Source organism: Gynuella sunshinyii YC6258 (assembly GCF_000940805.1).
Classification (GTDB): Bacteria; Pseudomonadota; Gammaproteobacteria; order Pseudomonadales; family Natronospirillaceae; genus Gynuella; species Gynuella sunshinyii.
In genome coordinates this window covers 4700348-4720572 of record NZ_CP007142.1, presented here as the reverse complement: position 1 = coordinate 4720572, position 20225 = coordinate 4700348, and the positions used below count along the sequence as shown (strand labels likewise).

20 protein-coding genes and 2 tRNA genes are annotated in these 20225 nt (G+C 44.9%); 8 read left to right on the top strand and 14 right to left on the bottom strand.

Annotated features, from left to right (window positions below; genetic code table 11):
• Nucleotides 1–19: 19 nt before the first annotated feature.
• Nucleotides 20–1069: a DNA polymerase IV gene (gene dinB, locus YC6258_RS19695; RefSeq protein ID WP_211264564.1), complete on the top strand. Its 1050-nt coding sequence runs from the start codon at nucleotides 20–22 to the stop codon at nucleotides 1067–1069.
• A 571-nt stretch (nucleotides 1070–1640) separates the two neighbouring features.
• On the opposite strand, the gene YC6258_RS27575 is transcribed toward dinB, so the two are convergent.
• Nucleotides 1641–2177 (bottom strand): TetR/AcrR family transcriptional regulator, encoded by a 537-nt coding sequence (locus YC6258_RS27575; protein ID WP_052830425.1) that lies wholly within the window; start codon nucleotides 2175–2177, stop codon nucleotides 1641–1643.
• 528 nt (nucleotides 2178–2705) lie between these two features.
• On the opposite strand from YC6258_RS27575, the gene YC6258_RS19685 reads away from it, so the two are divergent.
• Complete coding sequence (locus tag YC6258_RS19685; RefSeq protein WP_044618434.1) at nucleotides 2706–3065, top strand: response regulator; 360 nt, start codon at nucleotides 2706–2708, stop codon at nucleotides 3063–3065.
• Between the two features lie 443 nt (nucleotides 3066–3508).
• Here YC6258_RS19685 and YC6258_RS19680 read toward each other — a convergent pair whose 3' ends face one another.
• Together YC6258_RS19680 and dksA are read right to left on the bottom strand one after the other, a co-directional pair.
• Nucleotides 3509–3937, bottom strand: coding sequence for a hypothetical protein (locus tag YC6258_RS19680; RefSeq protein WP_044618433.1), 429 nt, complete (start codon nucleotides 3935–3937; stop codon nucleotides 3509–3511).
• Nucleotides 3938–4114: 177 nt separating this feature from the next.
• The gene (gene dksA, locus YC6258_RS19675) at nucleotides 4115–4522 is read right to left on the bottom strand and encodes an RNA polymerase-binding protein DksA (protein ID WP_044618432.1); all 408 of its coding nucleotides are present in this window, start codon (nucleotides 4520–4522) and stop codon (nucleotides 4115–4117) included.
• Between the two features lie 228 nt (nucleotides 4523–4750).
• Here dksA and purU point away from each other — a divergent pair, with 228 nt between their 5' ends.
• From purU to YC6258_RS19645, 6 genes are all read left to right on the top strand, one after another.
• Complete coding sequence (gene purU, locus YC6258_RS19670; RefSeq protein ID WP_044618431.1) at nucleotides 4751–5605, top strand: formyltetrahydrofolate deformylase; 855 nt, start codon at nucleotides 4751–4753, stop codon at nucleotides 5603–5605.
• Nucleotides 5606–5725: 120 nt separating this feature from the next.
• Nucleotides 5726–6055: a protein tyrosine phosphatase family protein gene (locus YC6258_RS19665; protein WP_044618430.1), complete on the top strand. Its 330-nt coding sequence runs from the start codon at nucleotides 5726–5728 to the stop codon at nucleotides 6053–6055.
• A gap of 12 nt (nucleotides 6056–6067) precedes the next feature.
• Nucleotides 6068–7018 carry a sigma-54 interaction domain-containing protein gene (locus tag YC6258_RS19660; protein ID WP_044618429.1) on the top strand — a complete coding sequence of 317 codons (951 nt, stop codon included), beginning with the start codon at nucleotides 6068–6070 and terminating at the stop codon, nucleotides 7016–7018.
• A 269-nt stretch (nucleotides 7019–7287) separates the two neighbouring features.
• Complete coding sequence (locus YC6258_RS19655) at nucleotides 7288–8979, top strand: SulP family inorganic anion transporter (RefSeq protein ID WP_044618428.1); 1692 nt, start codon at nucleotides 7288–7290, stop codon at nucleotides 8977–8979.
• Nucleotides 8979–9845 (top strand): MBL fold metallo-hydrolase, encoded by an 867-nt coding sequence (locus YC6258_RS19650; protein WP_044618427.1) that lies wholly within the window; start codon nucleotides 8979–8981, stop codon nucleotides 9843–9845. Before YC6258_RS19655 ends, YC6258_RS19650 begins: the two co-directional genes overlap by 1 nt.
• A 143-nt stretch (nucleotides 9846–9988) precedes the next feature.
• The gene (locus YC6258_RS19645) at nucleotides 9989–10435 is read left to right on the top strand and encodes a hypothetical protein (protein ID WP_044618426.1); all 447 of its coding nucleotides are present in this window, start codon (nucleotides 9989–9991) and stop codon (nucleotides 10433–10435) included.
• Nucleotides 10436–10551: 116 nt separating this feature from the next.
• On the opposite strand, the gene YC6258_RS19640 is transcribed toward YC6258_RS19645, so the two are convergent.
• The 11 genes from YC6258_RS19640 to YC6258_RS19585 form a co-directional block, all read right to left on the bottom strand.
• Nucleotides 10552–10932 (bottom strand): VOC family protein, encoded by a 381-nt coding sequence (locus YC6258_RS19640; RefSeq protein ID WP_044618425.1) that lies wholly within the window; start codon nucleotides 10930–10932, stop codon nucleotides 10552–10554.
• A gap of 12 nt (nucleotides 10933–10944) precedes the next feature.
• Nucleotides 10945–11757, bottom strand: coding sequence for a sulfurtransferase (locus YC6258_RS19635; RefSeq protein WP_044618424.1), 813 nt, complete (start codon nucleotides 11755–11757; stop codon nucleotides 10945–10947).
• 817 nt (nucleotides 11758–12574) lie between these two features.
• Nucleotides 12575–12649 (bottom strand) — tRNA-Gln (locus YC6258_RS19630).
• 35 nt (nucleotides 12650–12684) lie between these two features.
• Nucleotides 12685–12761: transfer RNA gene (locus YC6258_RS19625), tRNA-Met, on the bottom strand.
• A 580-nt stretch (nucleotides 12762–13341) separates the two neighbouring features.
• Entirely contained in the window at nucleotides 13342–14436 is a 1095-nt protein-coding gene (gene ychF, locus YC6258_RS19615; RefSeq protein ID WP_044618422.1) for a redox-regulated ATPase YchF, read from the bottom strand.
• 29 nt (nucleotides 14437–14465) lie between these two features.
• Complete coding sequence (pth, locus tag YC6258_RS19610; RefSeq protein ID WP_044618421.1) at nucleotides 14466–15056, bottom strand: aminoacyl-tRNA hydrolase; 591 nt, start codon at nucleotides 15054–15056, stop codon at nucleotides 14466–14468.
• Nucleotides 15057–15133: 77 nt separating this feature from the next.
• Nucleotides 15134–15751 carry a 50S ribosomal protein L25/general stress protein Ctc gene (locus YC6258_RS19605; protein ID WP_044618420.1) on the bottom strand — a complete coding sequence of 206 codons (618 nt, stop codon included), beginning with the start codon at nucleotides 15749–15751 and terminating at the stop codon, nucleotides 15134–15136.
• A gap of 130 nt (nucleotides 15752–15881) precedes the next feature.
• The gene (locus YC6258_RS19600) at nucleotides 15882–16808 is read right to left on the bottom strand and encodes a ribose-phosphate pyrophosphokinase (protein ID WP_044620229.1); all 927 of its coding nucleotides are present in this window, start codon (nucleotides 16806–16808) and stop codon (nucleotides 15882–15884) included.
• 130 nt (nucleotides 16809–16938) lie between these two features.
• Nucleotides 16939–17781 carry a 4-(cytidine 5'-diphospho)-2-C-methyl-D-erythritol kinase gene (gene ispE, locus YC6258_RS19595; RefSeq protein ID WP_044618419.1) on the bottom strand — a complete coding sequence of 281 codons (843 nt, stop codon included), beginning with the start codon at nucleotides 17779–17781 and terminating at the stop codon, nucleotides 16939–16941.
• A gap of 4 nt (nucleotides 17782–17785) precedes the next feature.
• Entirely contained in the window at nucleotides 17786–18391 is a 606-nt protein-coding gene (gene lolB / locus YC6258_RS19590) for a lipoprotein insertase outer membrane protein LolB (RefSeq protein ID WP_044618418.1), read from the bottom strand.
• Nucleotides 18388–20127, bottom strand: a complete 1740-nt coding sequence (locus YC6258_RS19585; protein ID WP_044618417.1) for a tetratricopeptide repeat protein — start codon at nucleotides 20125–20127, stop codon at nucleotides 18388–18390. Before YC6258_RS19585 ends, lolB begins: the two co-directional genes overlap by 4 nt.
• Nucleotides 20128–20225: the final 98 nt, after the last annotated feature.

The window sequence follows — 20225 nt, the reverse complement described above, 5'->3', positions numbered from 1 at the left end:
CAGTATTTGGTGTTGGCGAGTGATTCATCAGCGAAAAATCATCCATTTTGATTGCGATTGCTTTTATGCTGCCGTCGAAATTCGTGATCGCCCGGAATTGCAAGGACGCCCGGTTGCTGTTGGTGGAACCGGTCGTCGTGGAGTATTGTCTACTTGCAATTACGAGGCTCGTCACTTCGGTATTCGATCAGCGATGCCTACCGCTCAGGCCCTGCGTCTTTGTCCCGATTTGATTGTTCTCCCCAGTCGCTTTGATGCATATCGAGAAGCATCAAGACAAATCCATGAAGTTTTCAAACAATATTCAGAGCTTATTGAACCTTTGTCACTTGATGAAGCCTATGTTGATGTAACCGATACTAATCATTGTCAGGGCAGTGCAACGTTAATAGCCAGGGCAGTCAAGGCTCAGGTGAAACAACAGGTCGGGATTACCATATCTGCGGGGGTTGCCCCCAACAAATTTCTTGCCAAGATTGCCAGTGACTGGCGTAAGCCAGATGGATTGTTTGTGATTACACCTGAACAGGTGGCTGATTTCGTAAAAGATCTTCCTGTTGATCGAATTCATGGCGTTGGTAAGGTGACTTCCAAGCGCTTGTATCGTCAGGGTATTTATACGTGTGGTCAGTTACAGAAGCGAGGGATGAAAGAGCTTCTGGCATCCTACGGCAGCTTTGGTGAGCATTTGTACCAGATGAGTCAGGGAGTTGATGAACGTGAAGTTAAAGTGACTAGGCAGCGTAAATCCTTGAGTGTTGAACGAACCTATGCTGAAGACATACAGGGTCTCAGTGCTTGCCTGGCGAATATGGGGGCGTTGTATCTGGAGTTGACTCAGCGTATGAGCAAAATTAACGCTGGGTATTTTGGAAAGGCTTTTGTGAAGGTGCGTTTTGCAGATTTTACGCAGACCACTGTTGAATGCACAACCTGTAGTTTTGATGCAGATATATTTAAAGTGCTATGTGAGCAGGCTTGGAAGAGAAGGGAGAAGCCTGTGCGTCTTCTGGGTATGGGAATACGTAGCCGTGGAGGTGGAGATGGGCAACAGCTGTGTCTTTTTTAGTATAGCTAAAGTAATGTGCTCGAAATGAATGCATTTTGTTAGGCTGGTGCAGATGGTGCATGAGTTTTTGACGGCACATTCATCGCAAGTCTAAAAAGAGACGTACTATTATTTCTTTTCCAGTAGTCGATTTTGGTTCATGACGTTAGAAACGGCTCAGGTTTTGAGAAGCTCTTTAAACAATAGTTGTGGCTGTTTTAAAAAAACAGAAACCACTTTTAAAGCAAGAAAAATCATTCTGTTTTAACTCCTGGTCGAAAATTGTCAAGTTTGATATATGCGAGATAACTCGGTAGCAGGCATTTTGGAGTGTGATAGATATGGGAAATTGTCGTTAGTAGTATAATTTTTTGATGAAGAAATTTTTAAACATGCTTATATAAGTAAAATAAGCATTTAGTTTATTTTTTTCGGACACTGTGGGGGGTAAATATGCCGATTATTGTCAGTTTGTGTCAGGGTGTGTTGAAAAATGGTGCTTTTTGATGTTCGCGTTTTTTTAATTAAACACCTATAAAACAATTTGATTGTAAAGATAACATTCACAGTCCGGTTGGCGGTAAATTCAGAGTTACTTTATTAGCAAATTAATCATTTGCTCAAGAAGTTTATGGGCCTTAAGGTAGTCAGAAGTTTTTAATGTGTTTGATAATACCAGGCCATGTATCGCTGCCAGAATAATAGTAGTGAATTGTTCGGGGTATTCCGCGCGATGAGGTGTAGCAGTTATTTTGTCTTGTAGGCTTTTTTGAAACAGCCTAGAGCTGTTCATTTTTTCCAGGTCGGTCTGTTCATTTGTGCATATTAATAGAAAAAGGCTTTTGTTTTTTATCAGAAGCTGCACATACTCGTTGAGTATATCGAGTAACATATGGCAACTTTGACTAAAAGCGATGACTGGCGCCATTTCCTGTTCCCAAAGACTCACAATGATTTCATTTTTATTTTTAAAATGATAATAAATAGAAGGTGCCGAACAGTTTATTCTGTTAGCAATTTTTCTTAGCGAGACATTTTGGGCGCCATTCTCTAAAATTAAATAAAGTGTAGCATCCAGAATGTTCTGGCGTGTAATGAAACTGTGTTTAGAGGTACTGCTTTTAACCATCCTTAGCAGGCTAACAGCAAGTTTTGTATTGATAAAACAATTTGTTGTTGTGGATTTGTTCTTTTTTTGGACCGATTGGTCGTTTTGGCCGCAGGGTAAGCACGTTTGTTTGCTACATCTCTGGGCTGGCTGGAATCTACGTTTGGTATAATAATGTCATTAAAAGTAAGAAGTCAGCTATGGCCGGTTTACAGGTAAGGTTAAAACGCCGAGAATTGTGAAATGTGAGTAGTACGCTCATATAGTTTTAAGACTCACTGTAGTTACTTTTATTTACAGATGATGGCTGGGATGTCGTTAGCTACGGTTGGTTTTTTTTAGTTAAGTGCGAACCAGGTTGGATTTTATTTAAGATACTTTCACGTTGATGAGCTCATATTGTTTTCCTGGTGTGTTGGTATCTAATAAAATATGGAACCAAATAGTGCTATGGTTGTAATGGCCAGTAAGCTTACAAGTTTCGTAATGGAATGATTATGTGTTCTTAATCGAAATGCGGGTAATTATTGAATTAACGAGAGTATTGAAATGGCAAAAGTATTGATTATCGATGACTCACCAACTCATGTTGCGGGTACTCAGCAGGCTCTGGAATCAGCCGGTTATGAAGTGGTTATAGCTATGGATGGTGTTGAGGGAATTCGTATGGCCCAGGAAACCAAGCCGGATTTGGTGTTGATGGACATCGTCATGCCGGAGTTGAACGGTTTTCAGGCTACGCGTAAGCTCGCTCATGATCCTTCAACGAAAGACATTCCTATTGTGATTATTACCACGAAAGATCAGGAAACAGATAGGGTATGGGGTGAAAGACAAGGCGCCAAAGACTATTTGGTTAAACCTGTTTCGGATAAGCAGTTGCTGGAAACAGTTAAGAAGTACATCTGAATAATGTACGAGGCCAGCCGATGGAACTGGAGCTTTGCTTAACATATATGCATGGTAGCTTATATGTTTGTCGGTTTTGTGCGGGTTGTTCGTCATTTTCTGTAATGTGATTCAGTATTGGATTGCGGAAATGGCGAACACCATCGGCTGGTTTAGTGCTTTGAAATTCTAGTTCTTCTTTTGACTGATGCTTTACCCTTTCTATCAAAGGCTTTTTTTTCTGGGTGAGCTTGGATGCTAAATAAAATCATTTTCATTTAGCTTGTAGTCGTTACTTCCCTGTTAATGTAATTTATATAACAGATTGTTCTAATTTCTCATATAAACCGCTTGAATGACTGTCTTTTAATGTCATTTATTGCATCGTCTGATCTCTCAAATGGCAGAGATATGGTTGTACTATTACGATAATATGGCATCACTCGTGATCATGCTTGTTAAGATCAATGGTTTCGGGCGGCGATTATATTTGCTGTAATGACCTTAAGGCGGCCAACATCCACATTTGCCTCATAACTACTATCCTGGTTTTTGTAGTCGTCCAGCGCCTCTTCGAGGTTAAAAAGGGTATTGTCGGGGTAGGTCTGCGTCGCTACTACAAGGGTATTCGCTTCGCGTAGGTTAATAAGGCTATGTTCGTAGAGAGTTTGCCGCATTGAGAGGATGTCAGGGAAAGTTATTGCCTGTGGGTGGAATTGTGTTGCCACTGTCTGGTAATCCTTGTCCATACCTGAATTGATAAATTCGTCATTATTGTCAGGCAAATCATTAGGAGCTAACAGTTCGAGCCCCTGCTGTTTTTGCAGCTCATTCGCGTTATTAGGTTGGATTTGCTGCTGCTGATAGCGCTCTACTGCTGATATCAAGTTCACACCCGTATCTACCTTATGCTTTTAGATTATTGAGACTGTACGGCAAAATATGTGCCCGATTGGGGATGGGGCGAAAGTCAGGAATGAAAGGAATATATGGGGAAGAGACAGATTGCTGGCTGTTGTTTGTTTAAGCAGACAGAGCAGCTTCCGCTGCTCTGTGACATGGAGATACTATCAGTTATCCCGATAGTTTCTTTCCTGTTGTTCCTGGCGAATTTTTTCTTCCGCACAAAGTGTTGCAGTTGGGCGCGCAAGTAATCGGGGAACGGTAATTGGCTCACCGGTCACTTCACAGAAACCAAATTCGCCATCTTCGATGCGTTTAAGGGCTTCATCGATTTTTGGCAGAAGCTTGGTTTGACGATCTAAAAACCGTAGCTGCAAGCGTCGTTCTTCTTCCTGCGAGGCTTTGTCCAGTTCATCCGCTTCATATTCAATCTTGCCGATTTCTTCTCTAGCAGTTTCTATTTGTTCACGGATTTCTTGTTTCATGTTGACTAGGAGGTTATGGAAAAACTCCAACTGCTGGTCATTCATATAGTCTTCTTCAGACATAGCCAGAAGTTGCTCTTGTGTCAGCATCAGGATCGTCCTTTGTACATAGTGGTAAATACTATCTGATTAAAAAATAGACAGCTATTTTTAAAGGTGGATCATGTTATCTTAAAGGGTCATTTTTGGGAACTTTTTTTAGCGTATAGTGCTGTAAACGAGGTAGCAAAATGTGATTTAAAACAATGCTCTACATTGTTTGTTGACAGGCAGATCCCATATTATCGGCTTATAATTTAACCAGAACAGAAAAAATAAATGGATAGAGTATATAGATTAATTATGTCCTGCCCTGATCGGGTGGGAATTGTGGCGCGTATTTCCAGTTTTATTGCAGAACACAATGGCACTATTCTGGAGGCGAACCATCATGCAGATCAACAGGCAGGGTGGTTTTTTATTCGCAATGAAATCAAAGCAAATTCGCTGCCTTTCGGGCCAGAAAAATTTTCAGAACTGGTTGAGCCAATTGCCTCCGAGTTGGGAATGAAGTGGCGGCTCGTCGATTCTGCTCGTAAGCATCGTGTAGTGCTGATGTGCAGTAAGCAGTCTCATTGCCTAGTGGATATCCTGAACCGGTGGCATTCCGGAGACCTGGAGTGTGATATTCCATGCGTGATATCCAACCATGACACCTTGCGTAGTCTGGTCGAATGGTATGGTATACCCTTTTTTCATGTGCCAGTAGATTCTTCCAACAAGCAGGCTCATTTTGAGCAAGTCGAGACGCTTATAAAACAGCATCGGACCGATACCGTTGTATTAGCCCGTTATATGCAGATTTTGCCACAGTCGATTTGTCAGGAGATGAGAGGCCGGATTATTAATATTCACCACAGTTTCCTGCCGTCGTTTGTTGGAGCCAAACCTTATCATCAGGCGTTTGAGCGCGGAGTGAAGCTGATTGGGGCGACTTGTCATTATGTGACCTCGGAACTGGATGCCGGACCGATTATTGAACAGGACGTTGTCCGCATTTCTCATCGCCACGAAGTTGAAGACATGGTTAGGCTCGGTAAGGATGTTGAGAAAATGGTATTGTCTCGTGGCTTGCTGATGCATCTTGAAGATCGGGTGATTGTTCACGGCAATAAGACAGTGGTATTTGACTGAGTATATGTGTGTCTCATTGGCAAACAGAGAACGATCTGCTCGTATATACGAGTTTTCTAATTTATAGTAATCATGGGTTTTGATTGATCATAAATTTACTGTTTGATTCAGGAGATTGTTATGGAACTCAAGTATTTGACGGATACGTTCGCTGTTACTGGGCAAATTACTGTTGCCGATGTTACTCAGCTGTCAGCGGCAGATTTTACCGCTGTAGTATGTAATCGACCGGATGCGGAGGAGCCAGGTCAACCGTTATCAGCGGATATTGCAATGGCTTGTGAGAATGCAGGGCTGGATTTTCTCTATATTCCAATGAACGGTCCAAACTATAGTGCAGCCGATGTTTCCCGTTTGAAAGAAGTGTTATCTGCAAATAAAGGAAAAGTGCTCGGATTTTGCCGAACCGGTAACAGAAGTTCCATTTTGTGGAATGCTGCTCAGGGATAACCGTAGCGTGTGATGCATACCAATCCCGGATATCAACCTCATAGCTATCAGGGGCTATTAACCGTTTCCAAACGAATGCAGCAGTTTATGGCTAAGGTTGAAAAAGTTGCCAGAACCAATGCGTCAGTGCTGCTTCGGGGGGAGACTGGTACTGGTAAAGAAATGGTCGCCCGTTATATTCACCGTTGCAGTCCGCGAGGCGTTGGGGCGTTCAGTGCTGTAAATTGTGCCGCTTTGTCAGGGGAATTGATGGCTTCAGAGCTGTTTGGTCATAAGAAAGGCGCATTTACCGGTGCTACTCATGATCGGCGGGGGTTGTTGGAGTTAACTAATGGAGGTTCTCTATTTCTTGATGAAATAGCGGAAATGCCACTGGATATTCAGGCGAGGTTGCTGCGGGTCTTGCAGGATCGCTGTTTTACCCCATTAGGATCCTCTCAGCTAATGACAACAGACATTCGTCTGATCAGTGCGACTCATCAGTCATTGAGAAAACGAGTGGCGGAAGGAGCATTTCGAGAAGATCTAATGTATCGGGTGCGTGTGATTCCGATGTTTTTACCAAAACTGGTTGAGCGTGGAGAGGATCTATCCATGCTTATCTGGCATTTTATTGATCGTTTCAATGCAATATCTGAGCGGCGTATTGAGTCGATAGACTCCAAGGCCTGGAATGCCCTGATGAGTTATGAGTGGCCAGGGAATGTGCGTGAGCTTAGTAATGTCATAGAGTATTGCCATGCGATAGGGGATGGGTCCGTACTATTGTTCGATGATCTGAATCCTGATCTCAAGGGGGAGGGACCCGCGGATGAACAATTATATTTTGATGATGAAAATGAGCGCGATCAGATTCTGGAATTATTGCGTCGTTATCGGGGGCGTAAACTGGAAGTCGCGCAGAAACTCGGAATCAGTCGGGCAACCCTGTGGCGTAAACTCAAGTTGTACGGTATCGACTGATCATCGTTGCATCTGATCTCAAAGAAAACATTCATTTTTCTGGAGATGTTGTTTTCTTTTGTGAGTCGGATAATTGCGATATGTTTCATGGTTACGTTTCAATGCAACGTGCGAGTTGCATCAAAGTGTTTCATTTCTGTTTATTGAACTGATGACTCCCGCCATTTTATGCCAATCTGTCATTGGCATTTCGTTTGCTCTCTTAATTAGCTAACCATCTATAATTTAAGTACTCCTTTGGCTATATAGGAGTTTTGGGTTTGAAAATAATGAGTTCACTGTCACGATGGGTGCCGATACTGGAATGGTTGCCAGTTTATCAGCGCCCGAATTTACGAGGTGACGTTATTGCCGGCTTAACTACAGGCATGATGTTAATTCCTCAGGCAATGTCATATGCACTTTTGGCCGGGCTTCCCCCTATTATTGGTTTATATGCTTCCATCTTGCCCATAGTCGCATATGCGATATTCGGCACTTCCCGGCAGTTGGCTGTTGGGCCAGCCGCCATGATTGCTTTGTTGGTGACCAGTGAGGTTGGTCGGTTGGCAGATGCCGGCTCCGAGCAGTATGTTGTGTTGGCAATATTTTTGTCACTCATGGTCGGAGTTATTCAATTTTTAATGGGGGCGTTGCGGTTGGGGTTTATAACCAACTTTATGTCCCATCCTGTAATCAGCGGATTTACATCTGCAGCAGCTTTGATTATCGGTTTTTCTCAATTGGGGCATTTGTTGGGGATTTCTCTACCTCGAACTGAGAATATTGCGAAGATCATTCATCTGACAATTCAGCAGTTAGCGTTGATACATCTTCCTACGCTGGTGATTGGGTTGGGGGGCGTGATTTTATTGGTAGTCTTAAAAAAGATCAGTCCACTACTACCGGGACCGATGATCGTCGTCATTATCTCCACGCTACTGGTATGGGGGTTGAATCTGGATCACATGGGGGTGAGAACAGTTGGTCAGGTACCACCCGGATTACCGATATTTTCAGTGCCCGATGTTGACTCCTCTCAATGGCTATCATTGTTGCCAATAGCTTTAACAATAGCTTTTATGGGATTTATCGAATCGATTGCTGTTGCCAGAAAAATTGCTCGGGAAAAACGCTACGAGATTGATGCAAATAAGGAACTGGTTGCACTGGGTATTGCAAATATTGTCGCTTCTTTTTTTAAAGCAATGCCTGTGGCTGGTGGATTTGGCCGCACAGCAGTGAATAACAGTGCGGGGGCCAACACGGCTTTAGCGTCATTAATTACCGCAGCGGTTATTGCAATAGCATTGGTATTTTTTACCCCGCTTTTCTATTTCATTCCTAAGGCCATTCTGGGGTCGATAATCATGCTGGCTGTGGCGAGTCTGGTGGATTTCCAAGAAATAAAACACTTATGGAAGGTAAAGAAGGAAGACTTGGGATTGTTGGGGCTTACATTTATTGCCACGCTTACTATTGGTGTCAAAGAGGGAATTTTTATTGGTATCGGTGCTTCTCTATTATGGTTTGTGGTGAAAACAACCCGGCCTCATTATGCAGTGCTTGGTCGTTTACCTGGTACCAGAGACTATCGGAATGTGTTGCGACATTCAGTAGAAACAGATAATGGTGTCCTGGTGTTGAGGTTTGATGCTCAATTTTATTATGGCAACGTCTCTTTTTTGAAAGAGACAATCAAAAAACATCTTCATGACACGGAAGGAAAGGTTCATGCAGTGGTGATCGATGCATGTTCGATCAATCAATTGGATTCATCGGCAGATACGGCATTGCATGAACTGCTGGATGAATACCGGGTCAAACAAATCGAATTTTATTTCTCTTATGTTAAAGGTCCTGTTTTGGACGTCATGTCCAGATCAGGGTTTGTTCAGCGAGTAGGGTCGGATCATTTCTTCAATAACACTCATGATGCAGTTATCGTTGCCCGAGAAAGACAAGTAGCGGAGATCAAATAATGAAAATACATATCGAAGCTTTTTATGATGAAGAGACTTACACATTAACCTATGTGGTGTCTGATCAAATCACTCGGGATGCGATTGTGATTGATCCGGTGCTGGACTATGAGCCGATTGGTTCGATTATAAAAGATACCTCCTATCAGCGTGTCAAAACCTATATTGAGCAGCAGCAGTTAACGTTAAGGATGGTGTTGGAAACTCATGCTCATGCAGACCATTTAAGTGCTTCTCAATTATTTAAGAAAGATTATCCCGCTGTAAAAGTAGCTATTGGTCGGCATATCACTGCTGTGCAGGATGTTTTTAAAGGTATTTATAATCTGGATGAACTGTTCTTAACGGATGGCTCGCAATTCGACCTGTTAATTGATGACGATCAAGTATTTGAAGCTGGCAGCATTGAGGTGAAGGCTTTATATACACCAGGTCATACACCAGCCTGTTTATCCTACCTGATCAGCGATGCTGTATTTACTGGTGATACGCTGTTTATGCCGGATTATGGTACAGGACGTTGTGATTTTCCGGGCGGTGATGCGGAAAAAATGTATTACTCTATTCAGCGTCTATATCAGTTACCAGGCGAGACCCGGGTGTTTACAGGTCATGACTATCTTCCCAATGGTCGGGCGTTGAAGTATGAGTCAACCATCGCTGCGCAAAAGCATCATAATATACAGCTGAATATGCAAACGAGTGCTGATGAGTACGTCAGTTTTCGTAGTGATCGAGATAAAACTCTGGCAGCTCCGAAATTGATATACCAGAGTTTGCTGGTCAATATTGAGGCGGGTAGGCTGCCAAAAATCGAGAGTAATGGTTCACGCTACTTGAAAATACCGCTGAATATCAGGTGTTAATCAAGCCAAATCAACGCTTTTTGAATTATTGATATATGACAATAGTCGGAAGTGTGTTTGGTCAATTAGCTGATATCAATCAGTTTTTGATTTTACACCTCTCTCATAATCGGCTTCATGTCTGAACAATGACGAGGCCTAAAATGAGATATAAGACATTGCTTGATTTGATTGAATCAGCGAGTCAGACACATGGTACGTTGTCCGAAAAATATCAGGAGCTGGAGTTGTTGGTGACTTCTGAAAAAACACTGTGGCTGCTTGAGTATTTAAATCGACATGAAATCCGGATGGCGGAAACTCTTAGAGCTGCCAAAGATCAATTGAATGGTTTTTCTGATATGAGCCTTGAATACACGCCTGAGTGGAGTGGGCGTGATCTGGCTGGAGAGCTCGAATGTGTGAACATTAATGACGTCGACAGCATTCTCAGCCGGGCTCTCGAGGTGGATGGTGTTGTGTTGGAGGGGTTGCGTGCAGCGCGTGATCAAGCCCGCTCCGAGAAGTGTCGTGAATTGATGCAGCATCTGATTAACATGGCAACAGATGAGCAGCGTAGAGTGGCAACTTCTCTGGTGAGAGCCGTTTAGATGTTATGTTTGTCAGGCAAACCGGTGCTGTATGAATAGTGAGGTTTGCCTGCAAGTTGTTTGGTTGTGAATGAAAGGTCGGTTGTCGTTGATGATCGAGACAATCATTATATGGGTTAGCATTTGGTTGAAATGTATTCGCTCACTTCAATCAGGTTATCATCCGGATCATTAAAGTAGATCGATTGTATTTGTCCGACCGCGCCGGATTTATCAACAGGCCCTTCAAGAATGCTAACACCTTCTTTTTGAATGTGGTCCATCACTGTAGTTAAGGGTTCAGAAGTTATCAGGCAAATATCAGCTGAGCCAACAGCTGCGCGATTACGGCTTTCCTGACCCAGTAGCTGCAGATTGATTTTCTGTTGACCAAAAGACAGGGCTTTACGTCCGTTACCAAAAACCACTGGTTTGAGTTTCAGCACCCGGCTGTAAAATTCAATACTTCGCTCAATATCTGCAACAGTGATGACAATATGGTCAATATGGGATATCACGTGTTTTCCTATTTATCGTTCTACCGGGCGTTCTTTATTCGTAATCCATTCGCTCCAAGAGCCGGGATACAGGCGTCCAGGTTGCAGCCCTGCCAGGGTCATTGCAAATATGTTGTGGCATGCCGTAACACCTGATCCGCAATAGTGGATGATGGGTTTGTCGATATTGCTGAAACGTTGCTGAATTTCGTTTGTTTGTTTGAAGCAGCCGTGTTCGTCTAGATTTTCCATGAATGGCCGGCAAATGGCTCCGGGAATGTGTCCCCCGACAGGGTCGATAGTCTCGTTTTCGCCTTTAAATCTGTCTGCTGCGCGTGCATCTATCAATTGGATCTGCTGTTGGTGATTCTGAATCCATTCGGCCGTCACAATCAGCTCATCGTTAAATGTGGGAAGCCAGTCAGAAGGTTGAAGTTGCGGAATAGTTTTGGCCGTTGGCAGGCCAATTTGACACCATTGTGCATAGCCACCATCTAGTATTGATATCGTTTGCAAACCAGCCCATCGCAGGAGCCACCAGGCCCGTGCTGCAAATGCTCCATGGCCTGCATCGTAGCAAACCACTTTTTTGTCTTGTTTGAGCCCTAGGCGATTAATGAGGCGGGTTAGTGAAGCTTTTTCTGGTAGTGGGTGTCTGCCGGTTATGCCTGGGATAATATTGCCAGACAGGTCTGAGTCTATGTTTAGGTATATTGCGCCAGGAATATGCGATTCAAGATAAAGCTGGCTGCCTTCATCCGGATTCATGAGGTTGTGCCGACAATCGATAATTATCAGGTCAGGTGATTCCAGAATTTTTTCAAGTGCCAACGCTGATATCAGCATACATGTGCTCCAGTTGCAAAAGAGATAAGTCTGCCGAATCAACCATGGAAAAACCAGACTGTTTGACAAAGCAAAAAGTGCTATTTGTTGAATAGATTTAATAACTTATTGAAAATAATGAAAAATTATTGCTATTGGTGATATTGATCCCCTCAAAAGTAACCCTTTTTTGCCAAATGTGTGGCCGGCAGAAGGCGGGGAGGTTTGTCGAAAGTCTGGCTGTTCATGAATTCTCGACTGTCGCCTCCCCCCCATTTACACTTGTGCACGAATCAGAAAGGCTTTTTGAACATTTCTCATCGTTGTAGATGCTGGGAATTCGATATTGAATTGCTACCAGGTCACTCGGCGTCTTGGATAGATTAGGGGTGATAGCAGGAATATATTGTACTTGTCTGCGGATATATGCCGATGGTCAGTTTATCCCTCTCCTCTCTGGTCACTTTGAGGCTGGTTTCCGGGTAAACACCACGTGACCGGAGCTTTTCCTGGCTATGGATCCGGTACTTCATTCGTCAGAACAACGAGCCATTCCTTTTGACCAGCCAGTACATTTTTTCGTTAGCAACCTTGCAGTCTTGTTCCCTTGGCTTCTAAGAGGCTGGATCTGTTGGGCATTCAGTGCCAAGGAACATCTTTTGGATAGTGTGGGGAGGTATTAAAACAAGAATTGGAAATAATCAGCCCGAAATATACTCCCAGTTTGTCATAGGAAATTATAAAGTTTGATAGGAAACGATATGGTCAATAACAGTAGTATGAACCGTTAAAAATCAAAGAGACCAAAGAACCGGATAAATTTTCTCAAGAGAGAAAATGGCAGGGGTGGCAGGATTCGAACCTACGGATGACGGGATCAAAACCCGTTGCCTTACCACTTGGCGACACCCCTGTATTTGACAGGCTCTAAAACAGAACCTAAAAGTTTGGTGGCTATGGCTGGACTTGAACCAGCGACCCCAGCATTATGAATGCTGTGCTCTAACCAGCTGAGCTACATAGCCATCGTGTCAGCGGATGCGTATTATGCGTATTAAATTTTCTGTGTCAACAGAAAAAAAGAAATTTTTTATTTAAAGATCAATGAGTTAGGGAAATCATCAGGAGGCATCCGGATATTTGTGCGGATTTTTTAATTCCGGGTCAGGCCAGAAAGCAGAAATGAGAGCCAAGGAGCAGGGTTCCACAAGGAATGGCTTTCAGATGATAAGGTGATGGAAAGTCGACAGATGATATCGAGTAATGGTCAGTTTCCCTGGATGGATAAACTGACTATCGCGGTGACATCTGCCAAAACAGATGAGAGGGCGGTTTTTAGAGCTTTCGCCCCAACCATATCGATTTTGTTGCAGTAACGTCTATTCGAATGCTGAGGACCCCTTTGCGGGGCTTCAGCCAGTCGACAAATGCATCTGTGTCATGTTCGGGGAGCTTGCAGTGAAAATGGGGTAAGGGATGGTCGTCAATTAGTCTATCTATCAGAATAGAAATGTGAGCTTTTGGCCAGTCCTCTATCATCAGGTCCCTGAGTAGATCCGCTGTGAGGCGTTCCCGCAGCGGATAATAAACATAAACGATCATGTATCAGACGTTGAAACGGAAATGCATGATGTCACCATCCTGAACGATGTAATCTTTGCCCTCCAGGCGCCATTTTCCAGCCTCTTTGGCTCCGGCCTCACCATTGTATTTGACGAAATCCTCGTAGGAGATCGTTTCGGCACGAATGAAGCCTTTTTCGAAGTCGGTATGAATTACTGCCGCAGCTTTCGGTGCAGTTGCGCCGACTTTTACTGTCCAGGCACGAACTTCTTTGACGCCGGCGGTAAAGTAGGTTTGCAGACCCAGAAGTTTGTAACCCGCTCGAATAACACGATGCAGGCCAGGTTCTTCCCAACCGAGATCCTGTAGAAATTCACCTTTTTCTTCGTCTTCCAGTTCTGCGATTTCTGATTCCAGTTTGTTGCAAATCACAACAACTTCTGCACCTTCTTCTTTTGCCAGAGCTATGACTTTGTCCAGGTGAGGGTTATTTTCGAACCCATCCTCCGCAACGTTGGCAATGTACATGGTTGGTTTGCTGGTCAAAAAATGAAATTCCTTATCCAGTATCAGCAGCTCCTCTTCACTGAGCTCCAGAGAACGAATGGGCTTGGCTTGATCCAGATGCGGTTTTGCCTTATCCAGAAGGGTTAGCAGTTTCTGGGCTTCCTTGTCCTGACCTTTGGCTTTCTTCTGTAGTTTTACGTATTGCTTTTCAACGCTTTCGAGGTCTGCCAGTGCCAGTTCAGTATTGATCACTTCAATATCTGCCAGTGGATCAATTTTGTTGGCGACGTGAATAATGTTTTCGTCTTCGAAACAGCGTACAACATGGGCAATGGCGTCAGTTTCACGGATATTGGCAAGGAATTGATTCCCGAGCCCTTCACCTTTGGATGCCCCGGCAACCAGACCGGCGATATCCACGAACTCCATGGTAGTGGGAACCGTTCTTTCCGGTTTAACGATTTCACTTAACTTGTCCTGCCGTGGGTCGGGAACGGGAACGACGCCGGTATTGGGCTCAATGGTACAAAATGGAAAGTTTTCGGCGTCAATGCCTGCTTCTGTCAAAGCATTGAATAAAGTCGATTTACCAACGTTTGGCAGGCCAACAATGCCACAGCGAATGCCCATGAAATTCTCCTGAAATGATGCTTTATATGCTATTTGCTTGCTTTAAAACTGTTTAATTCTGTCATCGCTCTATGCCATTGGCCGATGATCAGGTTCAAATTGCGAGCGGCTTCCACCATCGCCAATTCAATCAGTCCGGATTCTGCTTGTGGGGCTCTACCCAATACGTAACCCACAACCTGACTGGAGTGACCGGGATGACCAATACCGATCCTGAGTCGTTTGAAGTCGCGCTGATTCCCCAGGCAGGTGATAATATCGCGCATACCGTTATGACCGCCATGACCGCCTCCCACTTTTAATCTGGCTACGCCGGGTGGCAGATCGAGTTCGTCATAGGCCACCAGAATATTGTCCAATGTCAGTTTGAAGAAATTGGTGACGGCGGCAACGGACTTTCCGCTTCTGTTCATAAACGTTTGGGGTTTCAGTAGCAGTATCTCCTGGCCGTCAGCGGTTATCCGGCATATCTCGGCGAAAAACTTTTTATCGCTTTGCCAGCGACCATTGTGTTGTTCTGCCAGGAAATCTACGAAGTCGAATCCGGCATTGTGTCGGGTGTGGTGATATTCCGGGCCCGGGTTGCCGAGGCCTACAATCAGGCGAATGCTATCGGTCATAGTTTCGTCCATTGAGGTTAAGAGCAGAGATAAAAAAGGCCCTTCAAAGGGCCTTAGTTAAACTAACGCAGGAAGAATTATTCGGCGCTTTCTTCAGTGGCTTCAGAATCATCACCACCTGCTTTCTTCACAACGCTGCATACTGGCTGATCGCTGTCGTGCTGCAGGGCAACCAGTTCAACACCTTGTGGCAGAACCAATTCTGATAAATGTACCACGTGACCAGCTTCTACTTTGGCCATATCCACTTCGATAAATTCTGGCAGGTTGGTAGCCTTACAGGTAACTTCAACTTCAGTCAGGTTGTGCTGAATTTTACCACCGCCCACTTTAACGCCCACACAAGTGGTTTCATTCAGGAAGTGCAAAGGTACAACTTTATGAATGACTGTGGATGCGTCAACACGCTCGAAATCGACGTGAATAAATGCATCAGTTGCGGGATGACGTTGCACGTCCATAAGAACAACTGATTCTGCTTTGCCATCAATAGACAGGCTTAATACAGAAGAAAAGAAGGCTTCGCTTTCGGCTGCTTTCTTCAACTCGTTGCTCTTAAGGGTAACGGCAGCAGGTGCCAGTTCTTTTTTGCCGCCATAAACGATGGCAGGCACGTTGCCTAGTTTACGCAGGCGGCGGCTCGCACCTTTGCCCAGCTCTGTACGAGAGACAGCGTTTAAAATTATTTCTGACATTGATTTAACTCCAAATAAAAATACAAAAACCCGAGTTCACCGCGACCAGTGATTTCGGGTTGTAAAGGGTGGGGTTTTTAATTTCCCCTTGTCAGTATTTTGTTGCTAATTGCGTCGAAAATGAGGCTAATTAACGAAACATTGCACTGATTGATTCTTCGTTGCTGACGCGTCGGATTGCTTCTGCAAGCACCCCCGATAGCGAAAGCTGGCGGATCTTATCACAGTTTTTTGCAGCTTCCGAGAGTTTGATTGTGTCCGTCACTACCAACTCTATGCTGGAGTTATTGATACGCTCTATCGCCGGTCCGGAGAGAACCGGGTGGGTTGCATAGGCAACTACTTTCTCTGCACCAAATTTCGTTAGCGCCTCTGCCGCCTGGCACAAGGTTCCTGCTGTATCGACCATATCGTCAACCAGTATGCAGGTTCGTCCCTGGACATCACCGATGATATTCATAATTTCCAGTTGATTGGCTTTAGGGCGGCGTTTGTCGATGATCGCCAGTTCGGAATCCAGCTGCTTGGCAATTGCTCGTGCTCTTACCACGCCACCTACATCAGGAGATACGATGATTTTCTTTTCGTAGTTTTGTTTCTCGATGTCATCGAGAAGGATGGGGGAGCCATAAATGTTGTCGACCGGAATAGAAAAGAAGCCCTGAACCTGATCCGCGTGAAGGTCAACCGTAAGAATCCGGTCGATACCGATAACCGTCATCATGTCCGCACAGACTTTGGCAGAAATTGGTACTCGTGCAGAACGTGGGCGACGATCCTGTCTAGCATAACCAAAATAAGGAACGACAGCGGTAATGCGACTGGCAGAAGCCCGCCTTAAGGCATCTGCAAGCAACAACAGTTCCATTAGGTTGTCATTACTGGGCTGACAGGTGGATTGAAGGATGAAACAGTCCGCGCCACGAACATTTTCATTGAGCTCTATAGCGATCTCTCCATCGCTGAATTTGCTGACAGTCGCATCTCCCAGGGGGATGTCCAGACGTTCTGTCACTTTGCGGGCAAGTTCGGGATTGGCATTCCCAGTAAATATCATCATTTTCGACACGCGGTTCACCTGTTTCTGTCATTAAGGCATGGAACTAAAAAAAAGCTAGCGAAAGCCATCTGAATATAGCGTCATTACTCAGTTATGGATTTCGGTAGATTTCTTGGTTGTGATTGTGTCAGCGGGTCAACAACTCGCTCAACGGAGATTTGTTCATCGCTTCGGCAACAAAGCCTTCAAACTCCGGTGAAATGTCCGCCAGAATTTGTTCGGCCTCAGCCTTGCTTGAACACTCCGTGTAGACACAAGCTCCAGTGCCTGTCAGTTTCGGTGTTCCGTATTGCGCCAGCCGTTTAAAAGCTTTCTCTATTTCGGGATAAAGGCTTCGGACCAGATTTTCACAGTCATTTTGGCCATCCTGGGTCAGCGCGGTGTGTATTGTGATGAGAGGGGTGTTTCGTGTCAAATCCGGATGACGGAATATTTGCGCTGTTGCCACGTGAGTGTTTGGTTTGATTACCAGAAACCATTTATGTGGCAAGTCAACAGGGATTAGTTTTTCGCCTACGCCTTCGGCCCAGGCACTGTGCCCGTGTACAAATACTGGTACATCGGCACCGAGTTGAAGTCCAAGTTTTGCCAGTTCATCAGCTTTCAGTTGTGTCCGCCATAAATGGTTTAAGGCAACCAGTGTAGTAGCTGCATTGGAACTGCCACCGCCAACGCCGCCACCTTGAGGCAGTTTTTTGGTGATTTGAATGTTGCAGCCAAAATGACAACCGGTGTGCTGTTGTAACAACCTGGCGGCTTTGTAAATCAGGTTTTGTTCCAGCGGAAGTCCAGGAAACTCCGGTGTTAGGGTGATGCATTCTGATTCTGTGCTGTAGAAGGACATTTCATCGCCATAATTCAGAAGCTGGAATAGAGTCTGAAGATGATGATATCCATTATCAAGGCGGTGATTGATGTGCAGTATTAAGTTCAGCTTGGCCGGGCTTAGCAGTTTTAATGGTTCATTCATTCGCTCAACGTCCGGTTTCGCTGAATTCCCAGCGTTTTATGACCAGTTTGCCGCTGTTTTCACCCTGTTGAAATTTGAGTTTCTGGGGTAATGGGGGGGTGAGTTGGAAGTAGGAAAGGTAACTGACCGTCCAGCCCAGTTGATCTAGTTGCCCTGCGAGGTTGTTTTCATTCAGGCTGATCGTTGCCGGATAGTGGGGATCCGCAATACCCTTTACCCAGTAAGGTAGTTGTGCCAAAGGCAGGATCAAGTCTGTATTTTCTGCCATAAGTTGTTCCAGGGAGCGGGCTTTGTGCGCGGTGCCATCGCTATCGATCATGGTGACCCCATATCGATCACCGGATACGCTGACGGCTCCCTGTCCCAGTGGTCCGGAGAGACTCAGCTGAAATTCTGTCGGATATTGTTTCCAGGCCACGTTAAAACTGGCACCTTTGCTGTCTTGTCTGACGCCCATCTTGCCATCCATATTCCAGCTTTTTAGGTTCTTAACCTGCTCTGAATGTTGTTTCCATTCAAATTTATCCCCGCCAGTCAGAACTTGCTGATGGGCACAGCCTGATAGCAACAGGAGTGCAGACAGCATAAATGTCACATGAATATGGTTCATGAATGCCCTTTCATACGACGAACAGTGTCATTCAGGATGGTGCTGTCAGGATTGTCTTCATATCCTTTTTTCCATACGTTTTCTGCTTCTTCAATCTGACCTGATTTATAAAGTACTTCGCCCAGGTGGGCTGCAATTTCGTGATTAGGGCTTTTGCTAAAAGCTTGTGAGAGATATTTAATGGCCTGCTCAGTGTTGCCCATTCTGTAGTGCACCCAACCAAGGCTATCCATGGTTGCTGCATCATCAGGGTTTAACTGGTGTGCCTTTTCTATCATCGTGAGGGCCTGGTCCAGCTTCATATTATGATCTGCCCAGGTATAGCCAAGTGCATTCAGGGCCGATGCGTTATCTGGCTCCAGCTCGATAACTTTCAGCAGGTCCTGTTCCACAATATCCAGTTTTCCCAATGGCTCGGCGAATAAAGCCCGGCTGTAGAGTAATTCAATGTTCTCGGGGAACTGCTTCAGCCCTTCGGTTAGTTTGTCAAACGCCTCAGAGTTGGCGCCGTTCTGACTCAGCAGCCCTGCATATATATTGTATAGTGCGGGTTGGTCCGGATAAGTTTTTAACTGCTGATCCAGCAATGACTGTGCATCATCCACTTTCTGTTCAGTCATGAGAATCTGCACCTGTTGCGAAACGGCTGGAATATAGTATTCCGATGGAGTGATCCGTTTTAGATGCTGCATGGCTGATTGAATATCACCGTTGTTTTCGTCGAGATGTGCAAGATAGTAATGGGCTTCGTTCGTGAAGGTGTTGTTTTGTTCCAGGGTTTGGTACAGCGAGCGTGCCAGTTCAGGTTCGTTGGCATCAATGGCTATGCGGGCAAGCAGTGCCATGAGGGGCTCGTCATCGGTATTCTGTTCCAGATAATCCTGCAGCGTTGGAATGGCATCGGCTGGTCTCCCAAGGCGTGATAACTGTTGGGTCTTGTAGACCACGATTCTTCTTTCCAGTGGAAAAGCTTTCAATGCCTGATCGAGTGTTGCAATGGCTTTTTTGTCCTGCTGATCGCGGAATAGAATTTGAGCCTTCAGTAGATAAGCATCGATAGTGTTTTGCAATTTCAGGCTGTGATTGATGGATTCCAAAGCCCCGGTGGTGTTATTGAGATGGTATTTCAATTCAGCATCAGAGAACCACAGGCTGGCATTGTCGCTATATTGTTCGGTCAGACTGGTAATTAGTTGTTGTAACGAGCGCAGATCGTCATCGTTGAATGCTGATGTGTCGCTTAGAAAAACACCGGCAGAAGATTTTGGGTTCAGTGCCAGGGTTCTCTCCAGGTATTTTTTGGCATCATCCAGTTCTCCCAGACGAATGCTGGCCAGAGTCGCTGATTGGTTGGCCTGAACATCATCCGGCTCCGATTCGAGCCATATTTCGGAAGCAGCTTTGGCTGCTTTCATATCTCCCAGCATCTGGGCGATATTGGCTGCTTTTTTAGCAGCCCCGGCATCCCGGGTTTCCTCTGCCAGATGGTAATACAGTGATCCGGCCAATGGGTATTCACCACGATCTATGGCCATTTCGGCAGTTAGCACGGAATAGATAGTTTGGCCATCCAGTGATTGTTTGGCAGATAATGATTGTTCAGGTTGTGTTGCGGGTGTTGTCTGGTCCGTTACAGGCGGGGTGGTATCCGTGGCAACTTCTTGGCCTGCGCAGGACGCAACTAATACTGATAACAAGGTGTAACTGGCCAACATAAGAGTTTGTTTTACGAGCATGTCGATCCTGGCAATTGATTTAATGAATGAGGTTATTAGTGGTTTGTTTTTCTGTAAGTTAGCTATTTTTAATCCAGAAGAGCATAACTGAATCCCTA